We start from the raw sequence: 22493 nt of genomic DNA on the forward strand, positions 1-22493 counted from the left end.
GATGCCCACCGTTCAATCGGCATTGGCACACGCGGCCCAAAGTTTGAGTTTCGTTTCCGAATCGCCCTTGCTCGACGCCGAAATTCTGCTCTGCCTCGCGCTCGATAAAGACCGCTCTCATCTGCGCGCATGGCCGGATAAAAAGTTATTACCCGAACAAAACAGCCATTTCGAAGCGCTACTGCAAAAACGGATTTCCGGCATGCCGATCGCATACATCACCGGCAACCGCGAATTCTGGTCGCGTGATTTCGAAGTTAACCGCGACGTGCTGATCCCAAGGCCCGACACCGAACTACTAATCGAACTGGCCTTGCAACGGATACCGGAACGGCAACCTTACCGACTGATCGATTTAGGAACCGGCTCCGGTATCATAGCCATTACCCTGGCCGCCGAGCGCCCCGATAGCGAAGTCATTGCCACCGACTTCAGCACTAACGCGCTGACAATCGCCCGCCGAAATGCCCAGAGACACAATGTTCGGAACATCCAATTTTTGCAAAGCGATTGGTTTGGGGCGATAAGCGACTCGGCGCTGTTCAATCTTGTCGTCAGCAACCCGCCCTATATCGCGGATTACGACCCGCACTTAACCGAAGGCGATGTCAGATTCGAACCCATGTCCGCATTGATCGCGGACAATCATGGCTTGAGTGATATTGTGCGCATCGCGAATTCAGCTAGGCGACATTTACTCCCTCAAGGTCATTTATTGATCGAACATGGCTACAATCAACAAGATCAAGTCCAGGCTATTTTTAGCCAATTGAATTACCGTAATATTGCCACTTATCCCGATCTTTCAGGTCAGCCTCGGGTCACTTATGGACAATGGCGCTCGTAGCGATTAAATTTAAACCATCCACACGCCGACAGCGAATCACGATGCAAATTTCAGAAATTCATATTCCCAGAAAAATCACCAATCAACTGCTGCATCTCGCGCAATTGTCACCCGAAGCCGAGGTTTGCGGACTGATCGGAAGCCTTAACGGCATCCCGAACCATTGCTACCCGGTCGACAATAGCGCCGATCACCCTGAAAACCGGTTTTTATTGGATCCCAAACAGCAAATCGCTGCGATGGGACAAATGCGTAAAAACGGTGAGGAATTGTTCGCGATTTATCACTCCCACCCGACAGCTCCGGCCTTTCCTTCAAAAATCGATTTGGAAATGGCAAACTATCCTGAAGCACTCAATTTGATCATTTCGCTGAATACGAAAGGCGTACTGGAAATGCGCGGCTTCCGGATCGCCGAACAAAAGGCTGAGGAAGTCCCGTTGATTTTGGGCTAATGCTTGGTTTTGGCGCAACATAACCGCTCCTCAGCTATCGCCGCCAAAGCATAAGCCCTCATAAATATCACCGATATCGGCGACCCAATCGATCGATGAAAAAAGACGGCCTGGCCTTACTGAAACAGCTGCAAATCCCATTGCTCATCGCGCCGGTAGCATTCGACACGCTGCGTATCCTGAGCGATCAACACATACTCTTCGAGACTGGTTAATTTCCGATAGTGATGAAATTTCTCGGAGCGATCGTAACGCTCGGTTGCGTCGGAGAGTATCTCGACGATCAATTTCGGCTGAGTGTTGAAATGCTCATGAGTATCGTCAGCCGAACAGGTAACATGCAGATCGGGATAGAAAAAATTATCGTCCGTTTCGGTTTGCACCCGGACCTTCATTTCGCCTGAATGAACTCGGCAAGGCGAACCTCGCAAATGTGCATGCACATGAGCGATCAGGTTCATTGCGATCGTGTCATGCGCACGCTTAACGCCGACCATCGCATAAACTTCTCCCCCGACACACTCATGCTTGATGTCACTGAGTAATTCGCCTTGCAAATAATCCTCTATGCTTATTCCGCAAATGCCATATAAACCGCGCCTATTCCGTTGGATGGGCCGGAATTCCGCCCATCCATAAATCTTACCTTTTCAACTTAGTCTTCAAAATCTTATTGACCTCGGCCGGATTCGCCTTACCCTGCATTTCCTTCATGACTTGGCCGACAAAAAAGCCGAAGACTTTATCCTTACCGCCGAGATATTGTTCGACTTGCCCTGGATTGTCGGCGATGATTTTATCGATGATCGCCTCGATCGCGCCGGTATCGGTAATTTGCTTTAAACCTTGGCTTTCGATGATTTGATCGGCCGTTTCTTGGCCTTGCCACATCGCCTCGAAGACTTGTTTTGCGATTTTGCCCGAAATCGTGTCATCGGCGATACGTTTCAGCAAGCCCGCCAATCGCTCCGCATCGACCGGGCATTGTCCGATTTCCAAACCGGCCTTGTTCAGAGCGCCGAGCACGTCGCCGGTCACCCAATTTGTACAAATCTTCGCTACGCCACCGGATGCATCGACCAACGCTTCGTAGTAATCGGCTAATTGCCTTGACGAAGTCAGCGTAGCCGCACTCTCATCGTCCTGACCGTATTGCTCGATAAAACGCCGTTTCTTCGCATCGGGCAATTCCGGTAAAGTGGCGCGCACTTCGTGTTTGAAGGCTTCGGTAATCTCGACCGGCAATAAATCGGGGTCGGGAAAATAACGATAGTCATTCGCCTCTTCCTTGCCTCGCATCGAGCGGGTTTCATCTTTGTTCGCGTCGTAAAGCCGCGTTTCCTGAACGACCTTGCCGCCGCTTTCGATCAGGTCGATCTGACGTTCGATTTCGTGATTAATCGCTTTTTCAACGAAGCGGAACGAGTTGATGTTTTTGATCTCGGCGCGCGTGCCGAATTCCGCTTGGCCTCTCGGACGCACCGACACGTTTGCGTCGCAACGGAACGAACCTTCCTGCATGTTGCCGTCGCAGATTTCCAGATAGCGCACCAGTTCGTGCAGCTTGCGCATATAGGCGACCGCTTCCTTCGCCGAACGCATGTCGGGTTCCGAAACGATTTCCAGCAATGGCGTGCCGGCACGGTTCAAATCGATACCGGTTAGGCCGTGAAAATCCTCATGCAAGGATTTACCGGCATCTTCCTCCAAATGCGCGCGCGTCACGCCGATGCGTTTCGTCGCGCCATCTAGGTCGATATCCAGGTGTCCGTTGCCGACGATCGGCAACTCGAATTGACTGATCTGATAACCTTTCGGCAGATCCGGATAAAAATAGTTTTTGCGCGCAAAGATCGAATAAGGCGCGATTTCCGCCTCGATCGCGAGACCGAATTTAACGGCCATGCGCACGGCCTCTTGATTCAATACCGGCAGTACGCCGGGTAAGCCTAAATCGACCGCGCAAGCCTGCGTGTTCGGTTCGGCGCCGTAGGCTGTCGATGCGCCTGAAAAAATTTTGGATTTTGTCGCGAGTTGTGCATGAATTTCCAACCCGATGACGACTTCCCATTGTGAATTCATTGCTTGTTCCTTATTGATTTATTCGGCAAAAACTTCGGCCAAATCGATTTTTAGTTCGGGAAAAAGATAAGGCTGTGCCGTTTCGTCGCCTGCATAGAGAGCATGGAGCCGATAGGCTTCGCCGTCCCGGTCCAACACGAATTGCTGCACGGCGCGTTCATACGGAAACACCAACCAGTATTCGCCGACGCCGCTTTCCTGATACAGATCGTATTTGAAGCGAAGCTCCTTCTTATTATTGCCCGGAGAAAGCACTTCGATGATCCAGTCGGGCGCGCCGTCGCAGCCCTGTTCGGTCAGTTTGTTTTTATCGCAGATCACACACAAATCGGGCTGTACGACACTGAATACCTCGCGGTCGCTCAATTTCGATTTGCGGCAATCGTAAAGCTTAACGTCGAACGGCGCGGCAAAAACTTCGTAGGACTTGCTCTTGAAATAAGCACCCAAATCCAGAAATAATTTGCCGGAAATCCGCTGATGCTTGACATTCGGCGCCGGCGACATCGTAAAGATCTTGCCCTTGATCAACTCGACCGTTTGATCCAAACGCCACGTCAAATAATCGGCGTAGCTGTAACTCCCGTTCATATCCAATTGCGACAATTCGGTAACTTTGGCCATACCCAACCTCCTTTATTCGAACCCTTTCGGCACCTGCTTGTGCCAGTCAGTATTCATCTGATAACGATGGGCTACATTCAACAACCGCTCCTCGGCAAAATAATTCCCGATGATTTGCAAACCGACCGGTTTGCCATCAACGAACCCGGCCGGAATCGACATGGCCGGAAGGCCTGCCAGATTGATCGCGATCGTGTAAATATCGGACAAATACATCTGAATCGGATCGCCGGTTTTTTCGCCGAGACCGAACGCCACCGTCGGCGATACCGGACCCATCAGCACATCGACCTCGGCCAATGCGTTTTTGAAATCGTCGCTGATCAAACGCCTGACTTTTTGAGCTTTTAAATAATAGGCATCGTAATAGCCGGCCGACAAGGCATAGGTTCCGATCAAGATACGGCGCTTGACTTCCTTGCCGAACGCTTCGCCGCGCGAGCGCGTGTATAGGTCGGCCAAATCGGCCGGATTCTGACAGCGGTAGCCGAAACGGACACCGTCGAAACGCGATAGATTTGCCGAGCATTCGGCCGGTGCAATCACATAATAAGCCGGAATCGCGTGTTTCAGATTCGGCATCGAGACTTCTTTGACCTCGGCACCCAATTTGCGATATTCATTGACGGCTGTTTCGATGACTGCTGCGATTTCGCCGTTCAACCCTTCGCCGAAAAATTCTTGCGGCAGACCGATTTTCAAACCGCTTAACGGCTGATTCAGCCCGGCCGAATAATCGGGAACCGGTATATCGACGCTAGTCGAATCCTTCTCGTCGAAACCGGCCATCGCCTGCAGCATGATAGCCGCATCCTCGGCAGTACGCGTCATCGGACCTCCTTGATCGAGGCTTGAGGCATAGGCAATCATGCCATATCGGGAAACGCGCCCATAAGTCGGCTTCAAACCGGTAATACCGCAGAAAGCCGCCGGCTGACGTATCGAACCGCCGGTATCCGTACCTGTCGCGCCTGCCGTGAGTCCTGCGGCAACCGCCGCGGCCGAACCACCCGAAGAACCGCCCGGAACGCACGAAACATTCCAAGGGTTTTGGACCGAACCATAAAAGCTGGTTTCGTTCGACGAGCCCATTGCAAATTCGTCCATATTCGATTTACCGAGCATCACTGCACCGGCTGCATTGAGTTTTTCGACGACGGTTGCATTGTACGGCGAAATGAAATTATCGAGCATCTTCGAACCGCAAGACGTTTTAACGCCATCGGTGCAGAAAATATCTTTTTGCGCCACCGGTATTCCGGTTAATAAATCGGCCGTTCCTGCCGCCAACCGTTTATCCGCGGCTTCGGCTTGGGCAAGCGCCTGCTCGGCCGTCACGGTAATGTATACATTGAGTGCCGAAAACTGCCGAATCCGCTCTAAATAGTCTTGCGTCAACTCCACGCTGGAAAATTCGCCGGAACGCAAGCCTTTAGCTAGTTCGGCGATGGTTTTATTATTCATAGCCTTTCCCCATCCTTCATTCGATCACCTTAGGGACTAAATACAATCCCGCTTCGACTTGAGGTGCAATCGCTTGAAATTTTTCTCTCATATTCGTTTCGGTTGCCCGATCCGGTCTCAACCTCTGGCCTTGCTCCATCGGATGCGCCATGGGCGCAACTCCCTCGGTATTTAATTGGCTCATTTGCGTAACCAAATCGAGTATCCCCGATAAATCATGCGCATAAGTGTCGACATCTTGAATATCGACGCCCAACCTTGCTAAATGCGCGATTTTATTTACATCGTCGGTCGTTAAAGACATTTTACAACTCCATTAATCATCAATCCGAAAACATGACTGTTCACAACTCAAAATTCGAGCGCTTCATAAATTTTTGGGTAACTATACCCATCGTAGATCAAAATTCGGCACTGGGATGCCCGTCAAAGGACGCCGTAAACCCAGCACCTAAATTATCTAAGATAGTGAGTCATAGCTGATGGGCTATGGAATTTAGGTGCTGGGTAAATACGCCCCTGTAGGCGCTGCCGAAATTTGAAGTGCGTAGGGTATAATTACAGTGCGGTGACAGGCGAAAATTGAAACGGGATTTTGAATTGTGTTAAGTATAATACTTTATATCTTGCTCAATTACCCGCTTGATTGATAAAGTAATACAATTTATTCGCTCAGGATACAGGTTAATAAATGTTCAAACGAATACGCGGCCTTTTTTCCAACGATCTCTCGATAGATTTAGGAACCGCCAACACTTTGATTTACGTTCCAGGAAAAGGAATCGTATTAAACGAGCCCTCGGTTGTGGCCATCAAGGAAGACAAAATTCGCGGAGCTAAAACCATCGCGGCGGTAGGTATGGAAGCAAAAATGATGCTTGGCCGAACCCCCGGCAACATCACTGCGATTCGCCCTTTGAAAGATGGCGTGATTGCCGATTTCGCCGTAACCGAACGCATGCTACGGTATTTCATCGAAAAGGTTCACGAAAATAAACTGCTACGTCCCAGCCCTCGTATCCTGATTTGCGTCCCATGCGGCTCCACCCAAGTAGAACGCCGAGCGATTCGAGAGTCCGCCTCGATGGCCGGCGCCCGTGAAGTGTATTTAATCGAGGAACCCATGTCGGCTGCGGTCGGAGCAGGACTCCCCGTCGATGAAGCCCAAGGTTCGATGGTGCTCGATATAGGCGGAGGCACATCGGAAGTCGCCGTCATCTCATTGAACGGTATTGTCTATTCGGCATCGGTACGAATCGGAGGCGATCGTTTCGATGAGGCGATCATCAATTATGTCCGCCGTAATTACGGCACACTGATCGGCGAGGCCACAGCCGAACGAATCAAACATGAAATTGGGGCGGCTTACCCGGGTAGCGAAGTCAAAGAAATTGAAGTTAAAGGGCGCAATCTCGCCGAAGGCGTACCTCGCAGCTTTTCATTAAACAGTAATGAAATCCTAGAAGCACTTCAAGACCCTTTGTCCGGCATCGTCGGTTCTGTTAAAGTCGCACTGGAACAGACTCCGCCGGAACTCGGCGCCGATGTTGCGAACCGAGGTATCGTTCTGACCGGCGGCGGCGCGCTGCTCAAAGATATCGATCGTTTGATCGCAGAAGAAACCGGACTACCGGTTTATATCGCCGACGACCCTCTAACCTGCGTGGCTCGAGGCGGTGGAATCGTTTTGGAAATGCTGGATAAAAAAGGCCCTAGCGCATTTTCGCTAGAATAACTTCAAACTTAAAACAAATACTCGCCACGCCGATTTATTCGGCAGAATCGAAGCTTTGAATAGCTTAGGATTTGGTCGTAAATAACTTCCTTATTTTATGGAGGGTTCGGCTGCTCGATTGGCAGGCCCAACGAGTTACCGAAACCTCAACACAGCTCATAGTTACAGGGCGTTATAATCACGAAATCCTTACTAAATCAATTTCCACGGATAGAATGTCGATTCGAATGATGCACAATCGAACTATCCAAATAATATTCTGTCCGTTATGGGATACATATCGCGCGACCATGCTTGTAGCGTTTATGGCAATGCCATCGACTAAAAGAGCTCGTCAGAAACTCGCAAACATGACCACGCGAAATATCTTTACCTATACGGTTCATTTTCGAGGTAATCGTTATTAATCCTTTATTTGCCACCGGCCCTTCGATTAATACGCGACTGCTGGTGGCGATAGTGGCCTCAATCGCACTTCTGGTCGCTGAACGCAAAAGCTCGCAACTGGACAAACTTCGCAGCGTACTATCAATGATTACCTATCCGATTCAATCGATTACGGACTGGCCTCTACATCACTCAAAAGAAACCGTAGAATCGATAAAATCACTTTATAGTCTAAAAGAAGAAAATGAACGGCTAAGCCAAGAACAATTGATTTACAAATCCCAATTGCTTAAATATGAAGCCCTGGAGAAGGAAAATATCCGGTTAAGGGCATTACTGGAAAAATCCTTTAAACTGGGTGAACAGGTACTGGTGGCCGAGTTATTATCCGTCAACCTAGCACCCTTCGAACATGTCGTCGTCGTTGATAAAGGAACGCGGTTCGGCGTGCATGCTCAGCAAGCGGTTTTGGATGCATATGGCGTGGTCGGCCAAGTATACCGTGCGCTTCCGCTTAACTCCGAGATCATGCTAATTACCGATCCGGGCCATGCAATTCCAGTACAGATCAATCGCAACGGCTTACGTACGATCGCAGTCGGCAGCGGGCGAATCAATAGGCTAATATTGCCTTATTTAGCAAACAACGCCGACATCAAGGAAGGCGACCTACTGATTAGCTCAGGCTTAGGCGGTATTTTTCCGCAAGGCTATCCGGTCGCTGTCGTAGAAAAAATAATCCTCCAGCCTAACAAACCTTTCGCCGAAATATACGCAACACCTAAGGCACAATTAAATCGAAGCCGGGAATTGCTAATCGTATGGAAAAGCGAAGCACCTATTCCGCTGGAAACTCAAGAAACAGAACAAGCGGACGAAAACCATGCCGAAGAATAATGCTTTCGGCTACAGCCGTTATCTTCTCTCGATTATATTTGCCATGTGCCTGAATATAGCCGCCTGGCCTCAACCCATGGCGCAATTCAATCCCAATTGGATATTACTCGTGGTTATTTACTGGGTACTGGCCGCACCCGACCGAGTCGGCATATTTAGCGCTTGGACCATCGGTTTACTGACTGACGTATTAACCGGCAGAATGCTAGGGTTAAATGCGCTCACGAACTCGCTGGTAGCCTTCCTTTGCTTGAGGCTACACAAACGACTCAGACAATACCCGATTCTGCAACAAGGCCTATTTATCTTTTTTTGCCTACTCGTATCTCAATTTTTGATATTCTGGATCACTGATAGCCAAACTATCGCACGCGCTTCTTACACTTTTTGGTTACCCGTACTAACCGGCACCTTTTTCTGGCCCTTAGTCTTTTTTTCTTTGCGTGCAATACGACTCTACCGACGCATTCGTTGAATCGTTTGTCTCATGCCTCGCACCTACACCATAAAAAACCCGGCGGAGGAAAACCGCATTTTTACTGGACGCGCGATTGTCGCGCTGATCTTCATTCTACTTCTATCAATCGGCTTAATCGTTCGCTTGGTTTATTTACAGATTGTCGGTCACGAACATTACGCGACCCTAGCTAAAAATAACCACATTAAAATATCACCGTTACCACCGACCCGCGGCATCATCTTCGACCGAAAAGGGAGAGTGTTGGCCGATAATGTTCCAACATACAGCCTTGAATTGATACCCGAACAAATCAAAGATTTCGACGACACACTCGCTCGTTTACAAGAATTACTAGATATTCCCGAAGATAAAATCGAGCAGTACCAAAAGCTGCGCAAACGCGAAAAACGCTTTACCAGCACACCGCTATTATTGCGCATGTCCGAGGAAGAAATTGCCAAGTTCGCTGCAGTTAGACCTTATTTTCCAGGCGTCGATATTCATGCGCGCCTGGTCAGACACTATCCCTACAACATTCTAACCTCGCATGTCATCGGTTATGTTGGCCGAATCAACGAAAACGAATTAAAAAGACTCCCGGTTTCTGAATATCGCGGCACTCACCATGTCGGCAAAGTTGGGATCGAGTTAGCTTATGAGACCGAACTACACGGCAAGGCCGGCTATGCCGAAATAGAAACCAACGCGCAATCTCGAGCGATCAGCACTTTAAAAACAGTCGACCCGACTGCGGGCTCGAACCTACACCTAACCCTCGATATCGATCTACAAAAGATCGCTTATGATGCACTCGATATTTATAACGGGGCGGTCGTGGCGATCGAAATAAAAACCGGTGGCGTCTTGGTCTTTACCAGCCGCCCCGGCTTCGATCCCAATCCGTTCGTCTACGGCATCGACAGTAAATCATATAAAGAACTGCAAACTTCGGATGCCCAGCCGATGTTTAATCGGGCGCTAAGAGGACAATATCCACCCGGCTCCACGATCAAGCCTTTCATGGCCTTGGCCGGGCTTGAATATCAAGTGACCCACCCTGGCCAAAAAACTTATTGCCCCGGTTATTTTCAACTTCCTAATGTCAAACATAAATACCGGGATTGGAAAAGAGGCGGCCATGGTACGGTGGACCTGAACCTTGCAATCGTGCAGTCTTGCGACGTGTACTTTTACAGTCTGGCTTTATCGCTCGGCATCGACAATATCCACCGTTTCTTCACGAAGTTCGGCTTCGGAGAAAAATCAGGCATTGACCTAGTCGGCGAACTATCAGGCCTACAACCCTCTAAACAATGGAAGCGCAAAGCCCGTAATCAATCCTGGTATCCCGGCGAAACGGTTATTACCGGCATCGGCCAAGGCTATACCCAGGTCACGCCGCTGCAATTGGCTCGAGCTACTGCTACGCTGGCCAATAGAGGCAAGGTCGTCCATCCGCACTTAGTGGGCTCGTTTACCGACAATGGCATTCTAAAACCCGTGGAAGCCAAACCGGAAATATCCCTCGCGCTAAATCCTAGAAATATCGATGCGGTCGTCTCCGCGATGATCAATGTCGTACACAGTGCCAGGGGTACAGCAAGGGTCATCAGCCGTGGCATTGATTATCAAATTGCCGGCAAAACCGGCACGGCCCAGGTCTTTACCGTCAAACAAGAAAAGCGCTATAACGAAAATGAAATTGCTTTTAAACTGCGCGACCATGCGCTATTTATGGCATTCGCGCCAGCTCACGATCCGCAAATCGCTGTTGCCGTCATTGCCGAAAACGGCGGTCATGGCGGTTCGGTTGCAGCACCGATAGCCGGAAAAATTATACGTCAATATTTACAGGAATCCAGCGATGAAGACCGAAACGCGCAGTGAACAATTCGTACCTCACTCGCTCCTCGGCAATCTATTGAGAAAACTGCATATCGACATTCCCTTGCTGATATGTTTGCTGCTAGTTCTTAGCCTAAGCTTTCTGATTTTGTATAGTGCTAGCGGACAAGATACCGATATATTGATCCGTCAGGCCACTCGCATGCTGATTGCCTTTGTCCTGATGATCGTGCTTGCGCATATTAATCCTTATCAATTCAAACGCTATTCGACGATTCTTTACGGAATCGGCGTAACCTTGCTGGTTGCCGTACTGATCATGGGGCAAATCGGCAAAGGCGCACAGCGTTGGCTCGATTTAGGCTTCTTTCGCTTTCAACCCTCCGAAATGCTTAAGATTACCGCACCGATGATGATTGCCTGGTATTTATCGGAAAACACATTGCCTCCGAAGTGGAAGCAGATGGGAATCGCCGGCTTGTTGATCCTGATACCGACACTATTGATTGCAAAGCAACCCGATCTAGGCACCTCGATATTGGTGTTCAGCTCGGGAGCCATGGTCATCTTTTTTGCCGGATTGTCATGGCGATTCATCATCAGCATCGGCGCCATCATTGCTTCGCTGACCCCTATCATTTGGCATTTCATGCGCGATTATCAACGCGCCCGGGTTTTGACCTTTCTCGACCCGGAAGCCGACCCACTCGGGCGCGGCTATCATATCATCCAATCGAAAATAGCCATCGGCTCCGGCGGCATCTTCGGCAAGGGCTGGCAAGGCAGCACCCAGGCCCAGCTCGATTTTCTGCCTGAAAGCTCAACCGACTTCATTTTCGCTGTATTTGCCGAAGAATTCGGTCTCTCCGGTTGTCTTGTGTTAATCGCGCTCTACATTGTCATTATCAGTCGTTGCCTGTATATTTCAATTCAAGCGCAAGACAGTTACAGCCGCTTATTGGCAGGAAGCCTCAGCTTTACCTTTTTTGTCTACGTCTTTGTTAACATAGGCATGGTCATCGGTATCTTACCGGTTGTCGGCGTCCCGTTACCGCTGATCAGCTACGGCGGCACCTCGATGGTTACCTTGCTCGCAGGATTCGGCATCCTGATGTCCATCCACACCCACAAAAAATTCTTACCGACTTAACGATGAAGAAACCCTCAACAGCCACTTTAATTGTCTGCGGAGCTCTGATACTGAGCCCCTCCTTCCCTTCTTCGGTGCAAGCGGCCGCGCCAGCCTCACAGTCCGAAACATTGCCCGAGAACATGTCGGCATTCATACGCACGATGTCGGCTAAGCACGGCTTCGACAAGAGCAAGCTGAATACATTATTCCGGTCGGTCGAATTGCAACCGCGCATCATTGAGGCCATCACCCGTCCTGCCGAAGCGATGCCCTGGTACAAATACCGGAAAATATTCATGACCGAAGCGCGCATCGAAGGCGGTGTAAAATTTATGCATGATAATGCCGCAGCCTTGGCCGTTACCGAACAAAAATACGGCGTCCCGCCGGAAATCATCACGGCGATCATCGGCGTCGAGACTTCCTACGGCGCCAATAAGGGGAGCTATCGCGTGATCGATGCATTGTCGACTCTCGCATTTAATTATCCGAAACGGAGCCCGTTTTTCACCGGCGAGCTTGAAAACTTTTTATTGCTGTGCCGCGAGGAACACATTGATCCGTTACAACCAACCGGATCTTATGCCGGCGCGATGGGCATCCCACAATTTATGCCGAGTAGTTTTCGCAGCTATGCAGCCGATTTCGAAGGAGACTATCACCGCGATATCTGGAACAATCCGGCCGATGCCATTGCCAGCGTCGGCAATTATTTTTACAAACACCACTGGCAACGAGGCCAATCGGTGGCATTTCGGACGAGCGCGCAAGGAAACGCTTACCGGCAAGCACTGCAGGGCGATATCAAGCCTGACCGCACTATCTCGCAGTTAAAAGCGTTGCAAGTCAAACCTCAACAAACGCTCACTGCGGATATAAAAGCTAAATTGCTAGCCTTTGAACTCGAACAAGGACAGGAGCTTTGGCTAGGATTGGATAACTTCTATGTTATCACCCGCTACAATCACAGTCCGCTTTACGCAATGGCGGTTTATCAGCTCAGCCGCGCGATTGCTGAACACTCGGAAATACCAAAGATAAGCACCAACCTTCCGGACAACCCAACCGCAACCCCTCCCCTCCTGGAAAGCGGTCAACAGCCCGCCATCTATATCCAACTGGGCGCCTTTGGTAATGAGGCCAATGCTTTAGCTTTACGTAAAAAAATCGCCGAACACAGCCTACTGCCGCTACCAAAAATTAAACCCGTTACTCAAAACGGAACGACGCTTCACAAAGTGCAAATCGGCCCGTTAAAATCCGCCGAAGACGCCGAGCGATTAAACGCCAAACTGAATGAAATCGGCATCGATCAAACACGGTATATCGTCGAAAGCATCGGAAATTAACTACTCCCTTTTGCTTGAAAAACCGTCGAAGAATAAAAGGTATGGGATGTGTCTATCGAGGACCGCCGTAAACCCATCCATGGGGGCTTGACGGCAGCGCTCCCTGCTGCCGATATCCTCGCCAGCCACAACCCATACCTTCATAAAGTTAACCATTTTTTGAGTATATAGGGAGTAATCACTGTTACAATATGACCTTCTGTTTTTGTATGCCCACACCGCGAATAATGACCTCCTCAAAAGTTTACCTCAGCCTGATTGTTTATCTATTTTTTAGCTTATTGCAAACGGCAAACGCGGCTTCCGATAAGACCGATCCGATCATGATTCCTTCGCCGCCAAGCATCGCCGCGAGCAGTTATATTTTACTCGATGCCGATAGCGGTAAAGTGCTGGGCGAAAACAATGCCGACGTCAAGCTCCCCCCCGCCAGTCTGACCAAAATCATGGCCGTTTATGTCGTATTCACCGAGTTGAGTAAAGGCCACCTGAGTCTCGGCGAAAATGTCACGGTCAGCCAAAAGGCCTGGCGCACCCCAGGCTCGCGTATGTTCATCGAAGTCAACAAACAAGTCACGGTCCAAGAGCTGCTCAAAGGTATCATTATCCAATCGGGGAATGACGCGAGCGTCGCACTAGCTGAACATGTCGCCGGAGACGAAGCCACTTTCGCAGAAATGATGAACCAGCAAGCCGCCATTCTCGGCATGAAAAACAGCCATTTCGTCAATAGCATGGGACTGCCTGACGACGACCATTATACAACGGCACATGACTTGGCAATATTAACGCGCGCACTGATCCGGGAATTTCCGGATTATTATGCGTGGTTTTCAGAAAAAGAATACACCTACAATAAAATCACGCAACGCAACCGCAATAAACTTCTGTGGCGCGATCCAAGCGTCGACGGCGTCAAGACGGGCCATACCGAAGCGGCCGGTTTCTGTTTAGTCGCATCGGCGGTTCGCGATGGCATGCGCCTAATCTCTGTAGTCATGGGAACGAAAAGCGAACGCGCCCGTGCCAATGAAAACCAGTCTTTGCTCAATTACGGTTACCGTTTCTACGAAACTCATCGACTGTACAAAGGCAACGAAGCCTTGACTGAGACCCGCATCTGGAAAGGCACGGATAAAAACTTGGCTTTAGGTCTGGCCGAAGACCTTTATGTCACGATACCTCGCCGCCATTACGAAGACCTAAAAGCCGTCATTAATGTTGAACAAAACATCATTGCGCCGGTCAATCAAGGCGACAATTTAGGCACCGTCAGTGTGACGCTGGCCGACGAACCATTAATTGAAAAGAAACTGATCGCGCTAACTTCCGTAGAAAAAGGCAATTTAATGCGTAAACTTTACGACACTGTTCTCATGCTGGTGAAATAAAAAATGAGTGATAACCCAACAGTTTATTTAAACGGCCAGTATCTGCCGCTCGATCAAGCCAAAATCCCAGTGCTCGACCGCGGTTTCTTATTTGGCGACGGCATTTACGAAGTCATTCCAGCTTATGCCGGACACTTATTCCGCCTGCCGGAACACATCGACCGTCTCGAAGCCAGCCTGACAAGCATTCGCCTAAATAGCCTTCACAGCCGCGAGCAATGGGCCGGTATTCTAGAGCCGCTACTCGAACCGGGACAGGATCAATACATTTATTTGCAAATCACACGCGGCGTAGCGCCGAAACGTGACCATGCATTCCCCGAGCATATCGAAGCAACCGTGTTCGCCATGTGCTCACCTATCGTGCCCTTAAGCGGCCGCGACAGTGGCGTCAAAGCTATCACGCTCGACGACACCCGCTGGGCATTATGTCATATCAAGGCTATTACCTTACTAGCCAACATTTTGCTTAGACAAAAAGCGGTCGACCAAGGCTGTACCGAGGCGATATTAGTCAAAGACGGCTACGTGACAGAAGGCGCGGCCAGCAATATTTTCGCAGTCCTCGACGGTATTCTGGTTACTCCGCCGAAAGGCGAAGAAATTTTGCCCGGCATCACCCGCGATGTCATCCTGGAACTCGCTAAAACCAACGACATTCCCTATAGCGAAGATATTATTTCGCTCGAAGCCCTGAAAACCGCCGACGAAATCTGGCTTACCAGTTCGACTCGCGAAATCATTCCAGTCGTCGAACTCGACTCGCAACCAGTCTCGGACGGTAAACCGGGACCGGTTTGGCAAAAAATGCATCAACTTTATCAAGAGTTCAAGAAAGCCCAGTCATGAGTGAACAAGAAGAGATACTGAAATTCCCCTGTCGCTTTCCAATTAAAGCGATGGGCATGAACAGCATCGAATTAGATATTCATGTCGTCGAAATTATTCGGCGCCATGTCAACGACCTTCACGAAGGCGCAGTCACATCGCGCGCCAGTAAAGGCGGAAAGTACACTTCAGTAACCGTCACCATCACCGCGACCAGCAAACAACAACTGGATGCGATTTATCAAGATTTAACGGACTCGCCGCTCGTATTGATGGCTTTATAGTGACAAGCGGATAACGCTTTCGAATGAAGACTTTCCATGAAATACCGTTGACGGCAGTGATAACGAAGAATATCGGCGATAATATGTCCTATCTGAATAATCTGCATCCCATTGCATAAGAATAAAGCGATGACACTGGCGATCCGCAACCTCGGTCTTCAACCCTACGAAGGGGTTTGGCGCGACATGCAAACATTCACGCAGCAACGCGACCCCCATACTCCGGACGAACTGTGGATAGTCGAACATCCGCCGGTTTATACGCTCGGTTTGAACGGCAAACGCGAACACCTCTTGCAAGCCTGCGAGATTCCCGTCGTGCAAACCGATAGAGGCGGCCAGGTCACCTACCACGGCCCGGGACAACTGGTACTATATACATTACTGGACATCAAGCGCTTGAACCTGGGTATCCGAGCAATGGTCACAACGCTCGAGCAAGCAATCATAAAAACACTAGCCCAATACGGCATTCAAGCATCGTCGCAAGCCGATAAACCCGGCGTTTATGTCGCGGACAAAAAAATCGGCTCAATCGGGCTACGGGTAAAAAAAAACTGCAGCTATCACGGCCTGAGCTTGAATAACCACATGGATTTAAAGCCGTTCGACCTGATCAACACTTGCGGCTTCCCCGACATGCAAGTCACGCAATTAGCCGACCTCGGCATCGAAATCGAAACTAGCGAACTGGCCGTACCGGTCGCTCACGCCATCACTCAGGCAATATCACGATGACTTTACAAGCCCCCTCACGAAACACGCCGGAGTCGCATCAACGCAACTCCGTTAAACTCTCTCGAATCCCAGTCAAAGTCGAACCGGTTGCAGAACCGCTACGCAAGCCTGATTGGATACGCATTAAAGTCTCGGCGAACGACGAAATTAACCGCATCAAAAAACTATTGCGCGAAAACAATCTGCACACGGTCTGCGAAGAAGCCGCTTGCCCTAACCTCGGCGAATGTTTCAGCCACGGAACTGCGACCTTCATGATCATGGGCGACCTATGCACCCGTCGCTGCCCTTTCTGCGACGTTGCACACGGCAAACCTAAACCGCTCGATCAAAACGAACCGCTACATTTGGCGCAGACGATCAAGTCAATGAAGCTGAAGTATGTCGTGATTACCTCGGTCGACCGCGACGACTTGCGAGACGGCGGCGCCGGACATTTCGCCGATTGTATCGCCGCAATTCGACAAGAAACGCCGGCCACCAAAGTTGAAATACTGGTTCCCGATTTTCGCGGCCGCCTCGACAAGGCCGTCGACATACTGAGCAGGGAGCCTTGCGATGTATTCAATCATAACCTGGAAACAGTTCCAAGGCTTTACCGAGAAGCAAGGCCGGGCGCCGATTACCAAGGCTCGCTCGATCTGCTCAAACGTTATCACAAAGTCTGTCCGGAAACGCCGACCAAGTCCGGCATAATGCTGGGCCTCGGTGAAACGCACGACGAAGTTGTCGAGGTCATGAAAGACTTGATTACTCACGGCTGTTCAATGTTGACACTGGGCCAATACCTACCGCCCAGCAAGGATCACCTGCCGGTCAAGCGCTATTGGACGCCCGAGGAGTTCGACGAACTGGCCGAAACGGCTTACGCACTCGGCTTCAAACAAGTCGCAAGCGCTCCGCTGGTCCGCTCCTCTTATCACGCCGACTTGCAAGCCAAAGCAGTGGTATCGACAGATTAAAAATAAAACCCATCGACCGAAAGTTGTCGATGGGCTTCACTCTGTTCAACCAATCCTACGCTAAGGTAAAAAATACGTTCGTTGGAAACTAACCGAATCTTAACCAATCCATTCTCTTTTTACGATTCACTATTCACCAAAATATGGACATCACTCAACGCATTGCCGAAGAATTAGCCGTCAACCCGAAACAAGTCAACGCCGCGATTTCGTTATTAGACGAAGGCGCGACCGTACCTTTCATCTCACGTTACCGCAAGGAGGTCACCGGCGGCCTCGACGACACGCAACTGCGTAACTTAGAAGAACGCCTGATTTATTTACGCGAATTGAACGACCGGCGCAACACCATTCTCGAAAGCATCAAATCACAAGGCAAACTGACACCTGATCTGGAAAAGTCCATCCTAGATGCCGACACCAAGACACTACTCGAAGACCTTTATTTGCCGTATAAACCGAAACGCCGCACCAAGGCGCAAATCGCGCGCGAAGCTGGCTTAGAACCCTTGGCCGATGCGATACTAGACGACCGCAGCCTCATCCCTAACGAAGCCGCGCTTAGCTATATCGATCAAGATAAAGGCATTCCCGATACCGTCGCTGCACTGGACGGCGCACGCCAAATCATCATGGAACGCATTTCCGAAGACGCCGAACTACTCACCGAATTGCGCGAACGCATCTGGCAAAAAGGCATCATTCACTCGGCCGTCGTAACCGGCAAAGAGCAGGAAGCCGCTAAGTTCAAGGACTACTTCGATTATCATGAAGCCATCAACAAGATTCCATCGCACCGCGCGCTCGCCTTGTTTCGAGGCCGCAACGAAGACTTACTCAGCATCAGCCTGAAACCAGCTCTGGAAGACCAGGACGAACATCGTTTATGCGAACAATTCGTCGCGAAACGCTTGAATATCACCGACACCAACAGACCGGCCGATGCCTGGCTCGCAGAGACCGCGCGCTTCGCTTGGAAAATCAAATTATTCACACGCATCGATCTGGACTTAAAACTGCGTCTTCGCGAAGCCGCAGAACTTGAAGCGATCAGGGTATTCGCAAACAACTTGCGGGACTTGTTACTTACCGCACCGGCCGGCCCGAAGGCGACGATGGGCCTCGATCCGGGCATCCGAACCGGCGTCAAGGTCGCGATCGTCGACCCAACCGGAAAACTGCTCGCAACCGAAACAATCTATCCACTTCAACCGCGCAATCAATGGGATCAGTCTATCGACACATTAGCTCGACTGATCGCACAACATCGAGTCGATTTAGTCAGCATCGGCAACGGCACCGGCTCGCGCGAGACCGATCAACTGGTCGGCGATCTGATCAAGCGCCATCCGGAACTGAAAGTCACCAAACTGACTGTTTCGGAAGCCGGCGCATCGGTTTATTCGGCATCGGAACTGGCCGCAAAGGAATTTCCCGATCTCGACGTCTCGCTCAGAGGCGCGGTCTCGATTGCGCGACGCCTGCAAGACCCGCTCGCCGAACTGGTCAAGATCGATCCGAAATCGATCGGCGTCGGCCAATATCAGCACGATGTCAACCAAGCGCAACTGGCTCGCATGCTCGACACTGTCGTCGAGGATTGTGTGAACGCGGTCGGCGTCGACGTCAATACCGCATCGGTCGCATTACTCAAGCAGGTATCCGGCTTATCGGCCAGCGTGAGCGAAAACATTGTCGCGTTCCGCGATCAAAACGGGCCGTTCAAAAACCGCAAGCAATTGAAGAAAGTTCCGCGCCTTGGAGATAAAGCCTTCGAACAGGCGGCGGGTTTCTTACGCGTAATGAACGGCGACAATCCGCTCGACGCTTCCGCCGTGCATCCCGAAGCCTATCCTGTCGTCGAAGCGATTATTGGCGACACCGGCAAATCGGTCCGCGACTTAATCGGCCAAAGTGCTTATCTTCGTTCACTGAACCCGGCCAACTACACCGACGAAACCTTCGGCCTGCCGACCGTAACCGATATTTTGCAAGAACTCGAAAAACCGGGACGCGACCCGCGCCCCGAATTCAAGAGCGTGCAATACAAGGAAGGTGTCGAAAAAATCACCGACCTCAAACCCGGAATGATGCTCGAGGGTGTCGTGACTAATGTCGCGAACTTCGGCGCTTTTGTCGATATCGGCGTACACCAGGACGGTCTGGTGCATATTTCGCATTTGGCCGATGTCTTCGTCAAAGACCCACGCGATGTGGTCAAAACAGGCGACATGGTCAAGGTTAAAGTATTAGAAATCGATGTGCCGAGACAACGCATTTCGCTAACCATGAAAAAGGAAGAATCCAACGCGGAAATAAAGCCGACACCTTCGCCCCGCAAACCTGCCAAACAACCCCGGCAAGCACCGAGGCCTCAGGGCGCGATGGCCGACGCATTAGCCAAAGCGTTGAAAAAATAAACTTTAAATCCTCTGCTATACTGAACCGAAAAATTAAATCAACCGGCAGGATTTGCTATGACATCATCTAATCGCACCATGATCCCAGTGCTACTGGTCAGTTTTTTGACCGCCTTCGCGCCCGAGTCTCAGGCTCAAAACACCCATCCCCGTGTTTGCGGCAGCTATGGCGAAATAGTCGGCCATAAAGCGCTTAATGCTTTCGGTAACCTGGGTGGCTCGGTACTTGAATTACCGAAGAATGTCATCAATACATCGAATCAAAGCAACGTTTTTTACGGCTTCACCGGAGGCCTTTTTAAAGGCATCGTCAACATGGCAGGCCGGATAGGCGTCGGCGTCGCCGACTTGGTAACGATTCCGCTTCCGACCAAACCCATCGCATATCCTCTCTATGTTTGGGATGATTTTGACATCGACACGACCTATGGCGAAGCTTACCGTCTCTACCAATGCACACCGAAACCGAAACCCATCGTCCAAACCCCGGAACCGGAGCCCGTCATTGAGCCCGAACCGGCGGTATACACTCCGCAGCCAATGGAGACACCGAAAGTCTATCACGACACCACACGTAAAATAGACCAGTTATTCAAAGAAGAAATGCATAAATAACGAAACCAGGAGGAACCGAGCATTAGGTGTTCCGCCGACTGTTCTCACGATCTCGGTCTTTGAATACTAGAGTATATGCACACAAAAAGCATCGGGACTCTTATAAAACCAATATATCGTGTCCGCCGATAACCCTCTTTGCTTAGCCAAATTGCACTCATCCGAACGTGTACAGCACTTTCATTTTCCGGGCTGATTAATAAATTTTCACGACCTACTATGAAAGTGCGGACCGAACTCTTCATAAAATAGAAAAGATATTTATGACCACACCCTAAGCACTGCCGAAATTTGAAGTGCGATGGTTACATATTCTTAGAGCGCTGTATACGTAACAGAACTGAAGTCTAAGCCGGAAATTCTTCCGACAAAGGCTTTAGTTTTACAGACGTAGACGATTGAATATTAAGCAATTCTTCTTCAACACCAGCGGCATGTGTCAATTCCGCGACATTTTGTTTAGTGAAAAAGCCGTCAAAATCGCCAAATCGCTGCACATATTCAATGATTAACGACGAATGTTCCGAAGCACTTGAAAATATCTGCTTAATACCTTCTTCTCTCGAACCGATAACATCCAACAAAAACTTTTTTCCCTGACGAGAAATCTCACTCACCACATAGTCGATATTTTCCATGCCGTTATATTCGCCGTCATTAACACCGATCGCTAAATGATGCAGGCGAGGCCCGTAATTACGGACAAAAGTTTCGGTCGGCGACGGTAGCTTTTCCAAGTGATTGACAAAATATGGCGTGTTGTTAGCCGTAAACACTTTTGCGGGACTATGGACCTCATCCGCAAAATGCACGCTTTTAGTCACATTGGTTGAAGAATTTTGGTCTTTGATATCGTATGAACCCCAATAAAAATAACTCGACAGCGATAGCCATTCGAGAATCGCGGTTTCGCGATTCTGGCTATAAATACGTGTTGCCAAGTGATCGATGGGATTCAATAATTTGTCGATACCGAGCTCTTCCTGCAGTTCTTTGGCTTGTCGGTAAGCCGTTTGTACATCGTCTCGAATCTGGGAAAGCCCTAATGAATACACCCTGATCTGGTTTTCCGGTCGCTCCATATAAGCGACAATATTATGGCTATAGGGAGAAGGCTTACTGATCGCCAAATTACCCGGCAGCTCCAATCGACGAATCTCATCTTGCGAAAAAAAACGAAATTCACGCTCTTGTTGCAAACGCGTCACCTCGCTCATGTTTTCCACTCGAAGAATTTCACCCATATAACGACTGTTCGGCTTACTCGCACCAATTGGGTAGACTTCATTCAAGCTTCGAAAAATACCCATAGTCGACGGGTCTTTAACTTCTCTAATCAGCAGGTCGGGCGAATTCATATCGATACGCAAAATATGCGTCCAATGGGATTCGCTTTCCAGCGTCACGAGATAATGATAAGGCGTCATTAAGCAAAGTTCGCCGACATATCGAATAGAATGACCAGGATCCACAGTGATCATTAGCGCGTCAATCTGCCCTATCATGCCGGTCAAACCGACACGATCCCGTTCGGTCAAAAGCTCGCGTAGATAATGTTCGAAAAAATCGGAATTCTCTTTGTCACCGTGGCGTGGGAAAGAAAGTGATTTCATGGTATGTCTTCCTGAAATTTGTTCTTGCATCAGGCCGTTACCGGCCCATTAAACAAATTTATTAAGCACAAGATATACCATATTGCGAAAACACCTATTTTTCTTCAATATCAATTACGTACAAAAAAATCCTCTGAAACTAACGATTTGTTTATGCGTCAAGATTGTGCATTAGGATTTGGTCATAAATAACTTCCCTATTTTTAATGCAAGGTAAGCAGGTTCGGTAACTCGATTGTCAGGTGTCGGCGGCAAGGAAAGCCGCCGCCAAGCCTACATGGACGTATTCACCCAGCACCTAAATTCCATAACCCATTGGCTATGGTTAACTATCTTGGATAATTTAGGTGCTGGGTTCACGGCGT

At 49.7% G+C, this 22493-nt stretch carries 21 protein-coding genes; 15 read left to right on the top strand and 6 right to left on the bottom strand.

Going from position 1 to position 22493, the window contains the following annotated elements:
• The first annotated feature begins 1 nt into the window (after position 1).
• A complete protein-coding gene (gene prmC, locus ACINK7_RS18585; RefSeq protein WP_404357580.1) occupies positions 2–847 on the top strand; it encodes a peptide chain release factor N(5)-glutamine methyltransferase in 846 nt (281 codons plus the stop codon).
• Positions 848–888: 41 nt separating this feature from the next.
• Positions 889–1302, top strand: a complete 414-nt coding sequence (locus ACINK7_RS18590) for a M67 family metallopeptidase (RefSeq protein ID WP_404357581.1) — start codon at positions 889–891, stop codon at positions 1300–1302.
• 116 nt (positions 1303–1418) lie between these two features.
• Here ACINK7_RS18590 and ACINK7_RS18595 read toward each other — a convergent pair whose 3' ends face one another.
• From ACINK7_RS18595 to gatC, 5 genes are all read right to left on the bottom strand, one after another.
• Positions 1419–1859 (bottom strand): Uma2 family endonuclease, encoded by a 441-nt coding sequence (locus ACINK7_RS18595; protein ID WP_404357583.1) that lies wholly within the window; start codon positions 1857–1859, stop codon positions 1419–1421.
• A gap of 85 nt (positions 1860–1944) precedes the next feature.
• Positions 1945–3384, bottom strand: a complete 1440-nt coding sequence (gene gatB / locus ACINK7_RS18600; RefSeq protein ID WP_404357585.1) for an Asp-tRNA(Asn)/Glu-tRNA(Gln) amidotransferase subunit GatB — start codon at positions 3382–3384, stop codon at positions 1945–1947.
• Between the two features lie 18 nt (positions 3385–3402).
• Positions 3403–4008 (bottom strand): Uma2 family endonuclease, encoded by a 606-nt coding sequence (locus ACINK7_RS18605; RefSeq protein ID WP_404357587.1) that lies wholly within the window; start codon positions 4006–4008, stop codon positions 3403–3405.
• A gap of 12 nt (positions 4009–4020) precedes the next feature.
• Entirely contained in the window at positions 4021–5472 is a 1452-nt protein-coding gene (gene gatA, locus ACINK7_RS18610; protein WP_404357589.1) for an Asp-tRNA(Asn)/Glu-tRNA(Gln) amidotransferase subunit GatA, read from the bottom strand.
• A gap of 16 nt (positions 5473–5488) precedes the next feature.
• Positions 5489–5776: an Asp-tRNA(Asn)/Glu-tRNA(Gln) amidotransferase subunit GatC gene (gene gatC, locus ACINK7_RS18615; RefSeq protein WP_404357591.1), complete on the bottom strand. Its 288-nt coding sequence runs from the start codon at positions 5774–5776 to the stop codon at positions 5489–5491.
• A gap of 387 nt (positions 5777–6163) precedes the next feature.
• Here gatC and ACINK7_RS18620 point away from each other — a divergent pair, with 387 nt between their 5' ends.
• The 13 genes from ACINK7_RS18620 to ACINK7_RS18680 all read left to right on the top strand — a co-directional run bounded on the left by ACINK7_RS18620 (position 6164) and on the right by ACINK7_RS18680 (position 20515).
• A complete protein-coding gene (locus ACINK7_RS18620; RefSeq protein ID WP_014149802.1) occupies positions 6164–7207 on the top strand; it encodes a rod shape-determining protein in 1044 nt (347 codons plus the stop codon).
• Positions 7208–7603: 396 nt separating this feature from the next.
• The gene (gene mreC, locus ACINK7_RS18625; protein WP_404361476.1) at positions 7604–8491 is read left to right on the top strand and encodes a rod shape-determining protein MreC; all 888 of its coding nucleotides are present in this window, start codon (positions 7604–7606) and stop codon (positions 8489–8491) included.
• Complete coding sequence (gene mreD / locus ACINK7_RS18630; protein ID WP_404357593.1) at positions 8478–8966, top strand: rod shape-determining protein MreD; 489 nt, start codon at positions 8478–8480, stop codon at positions 8964–8966. The genes mreC and mreD overlap by 14 nt, the downstream gene beginning before the upstream one ends.
• A 12-nt stretch (positions 8967–8978) precedes the next feature.
• Complete coding sequence (gene mrdA / locus ACINK7_RS18635) at positions 8979–10838, top strand: penicillin-binding protein 2 (protein ID WP_404357595.1); 1860 nt, start codon at positions 8979–8981, stop codon at positions 10836–10838.
• The gene (gene rodA, locus ACINK7_RS18640) at positions 10816–11946 is read left to right on the top strand and encodes a rod shape-determining protein RodA (RefSeq protein ID WP_404357596.1); all 1131 of its coding nucleotides are present in this window, start codon (positions 10816–10818) and stop codon (positions 11944–11946) included. The genes mrdA and rodA overlap by 23 nt, the downstream gene beginning before the upstream one ends.
• 2 nt (positions 11947–11948) lie before the next feature.
• Positions 11949–13277 carry a lytic murein transglycosylase B gene (gene mltB / locus ACINK7_RS18645; RefSeq protein WP_404357598.1) on the top strand — a complete coding sequence of 443 codons (1329 nt, stop codon included), beginning with the start codon at positions 11949–11951 and terminating at the stop codon, positions 13275–13277.
• A 227-nt stretch (positions 13278–13504) separates the two neighbouring features.
• A complete protein-coding gene (locus ACINK7_RS18650) occupies positions 13505–14668 on the top strand; it encodes a D-alanyl-D-alanine carboxypeptidase family protein (RefSeq protein WP_404357600.1) in 1164 nt (387 codons plus the stop codon).
• A gap of 3 nt (positions 14669–14671) precedes the next feature.
• The gene (locus tag ACINK7_RS18655; RefSeq protein WP_404357602.1) at positions 14672–15517 is read left to right on the top strand and encodes a D-amino acid aminotransferase; all 846 of its coding nucleotides are present in this window, start codon (positions 14672–14674) and stop codon (positions 15515–15517) included.
• Entirely contained in the window at positions 15514–15780 is a 267-nt protein-coding gene (locus ACINK7_RS18660) for a YbeD family protein (RefSeq protein WP_404357604.1), read from the top strand. Before ACINK7_RS18655 ends, ACINK7_RS18660 begins: the two co-directional genes overlap by 4 nt.
• Positions 15781–15909: 129 nt before the next feature.
• Positions 15910–16518, top strand: coding sequence for a lipoyl(octanoyl) transferase LipB (lipB, locus tag ACINK7_RS18665; RefSeq protein ID WP_404361477.1), 609 nt, complete (start codon positions 15910–15912; stop codon positions 16516–16518).
• A complete protein-coding gene (gene lipA, locus ACINK7_RS18670; protein ID WP_404357606.1) occupies positions 16515–17480 on the top strand; it encodes a lipoyl synthase in 966 nt (321 codons plus the stop codon). The genes lipB and lipA overlap by 4 nt, the downstream gene beginning before the upstream one ends.
• 143 nt (positions 17481–17623) lie before the next feature.
• Positions 17624–19900 carry a Tex family protein gene (locus ACINK7_RS18675; protein WP_404357608.1) on the top strand — a complete coding sequence of 759 codons (2277 nt, stop codon included), beginning with the start codon at positions 17624–17626 and terminating at the stop codon, positions 19898–19900.
• A 57-nt stretch (positions 19901–19957) separates the two neighbouring features.
• Entirely contained in the window at positions 19958–20515 is a 558-nt protein-coding gene (locus ACINK7_RS18680; RefSeq protein ID WP_404357610.1) for an exosortase system-associated protein, TIGR04073 family, read from the top strand.
• 347 nt (positions 20516–20862) lie between these two features.
• On the opposite strand, the gene ACINK7_RS18685 is transcribed toward ACINK7_RS18680, so the two are convergent.
• Positions 20863–22128, bottom strand: a complete 1266-nt coding sequence (locus tag ACINK7_RS18685) for a hypothetical protein (protein WP_404357612.1) — start codon at positions 22126–22128, stop codon at positions 20863–20865.
• Positions 22129–22493: the final 365 nt, after the last annotated feature.

The organism is Methylotuvimicrobium sp. KM1 (genome assembly GCF_044788715.1).
Taxonomy (GTDB): domain Bacteria; phylum Pseudomonadota; class Gammaproteobacteria; order Methylococcales; family Methylomonadaceae; genus Methylotuvimicrobium.

Excerpts from the sequence above, each read along its gene's own strand:
- prmC (WP_404357580.1), top strand. The coding sequence starts at position 2 with ATGCCCACCGTTCAATCGGCATTGGCACACGCGGCCCAAAGTTTGAGT.
- ACINK7_RS18590 (WP_404357581.1), top strand. The coding sequence starts at position 889 with ATGCAAATTTCAGAAATTCATATTCCCAGAAAAATCACCAATCAACTG.
- gatB (WP_404357585.1), bottom strand. The coding sequence starts at position 3,384 with ATGAATTCACAATGGGAAGTCGTCATCGGGTTGGAAATTCATGCACAA.
- ACINK7_RS18605 (WP_404357587.1), bottom strand. The coding sequence starts at position 4,008 with ATGGCCAAAGTTACCGAATTGTCGCAATTGGATATGAACGGGAGTTAC.
- gatA (WP_404357589.1), bottom strand. The coding sequence starts at position 5,472 with ATGAATAATAAAACCATCGCCGAACTAGCTAAAGGCTTGCGTTCCGGC.
- gatC (WP_404357591.1), bottom strand. The coding sequence starts at position 5,776 with ATGTCTTTAACGACCGACGATGTAAATAAAATCGCGCATTTAGCAAGG.
- ACINK7_RS18620 (WP_014149802.1), top strand. The coding sequence starts at position 6,164 with ATGTTCAAACGAATACGCGGCCTTTTTTCCAACGATCTCTCGATAGAT.
- mreD (WP_404357593.1), top strand. The coding sequence starts at position 8,478 with ATGCCGAAGAATAATGCTTTCGGCTACAGCCGTTATCTTCTCTCGATT.
- mrdA (WP_404357595.1), top strand. The coding sequence starts at position 8,979 with ATGCCTCGCACCTACACCATAAAAAACCCGGCGGAGGAAAACCGCATT.
- rodA (WP_404357596.1), top strand. The coding sequence starts at position 10,816 with ATGAAGACCGAAACGCGCAGTGAACAATTCGTACCTCACTCGCTCCTC.
- mltB (WP_404357598.1), top strand. The coding sequence starts at position 11,949 with ATGAAGAAACCCTCAACAGCCACTTTAATTGTCTGCGGAGCTCTGATA.
- ACINK7_RS18650 (WP_404357600.1), top strand. The coding sequence starts at position 13,505 with ATGACCTCCTCAAAAGTTTACCTCAGCCTGATTGTTTATCTATTTTTT.
- ACINK7_RS18655 (WP_404357602.1), top strand. The coding sequence starts at position 14,672 with ATGAGTGATAACCCAACAGTTTATTTAAACGGCCAGTATCTGCCGCTC.
- ACINK7_RS18660 (WP_404357604.1), top strand. The coding sequence starts at position 15,514 with ATGAGTGAACAAGAAGAGATACTGAAATTCCCCTGTCGCTTTCCAATT.
- lipB (WP_404361477.1), top strand. The coding sequence starts at position 15,910 with ATGACACTGGCGATCCGCAACCTCGGTCTTCAACCCTACGAAGGGGTT.
- lipA (WP_404357606.1), top strand. The coding sequence starts at position 16,515 with ATGACTTTACAAGCCCCCTCACGAAACACGCCGGAGTCGCATCAACGC.
- ACINK7_RS18675 (WP_404357608.1), top strand. The coding sequence starts at position 17,624 with ATGGACATCACTCAACGCATTGCCGAAGAATTAGCCGTCAACCCGAAA.
- ACINK7_RS18680 (WP_404357610.1), top strand. The coding sequence starts at position 19,958 with ATGACATCATCTAATCGCACCATGATCCCAGTGCTACTGGTCAGTTTT.
- ACINK7_RS18685 (WP_404357612.1), bottom strand. The coding sequence starts at position 22,128 with ATGAAATCACTTTCTTTCCCACGCCACGGTGACAAAGAGAATTCCGAT.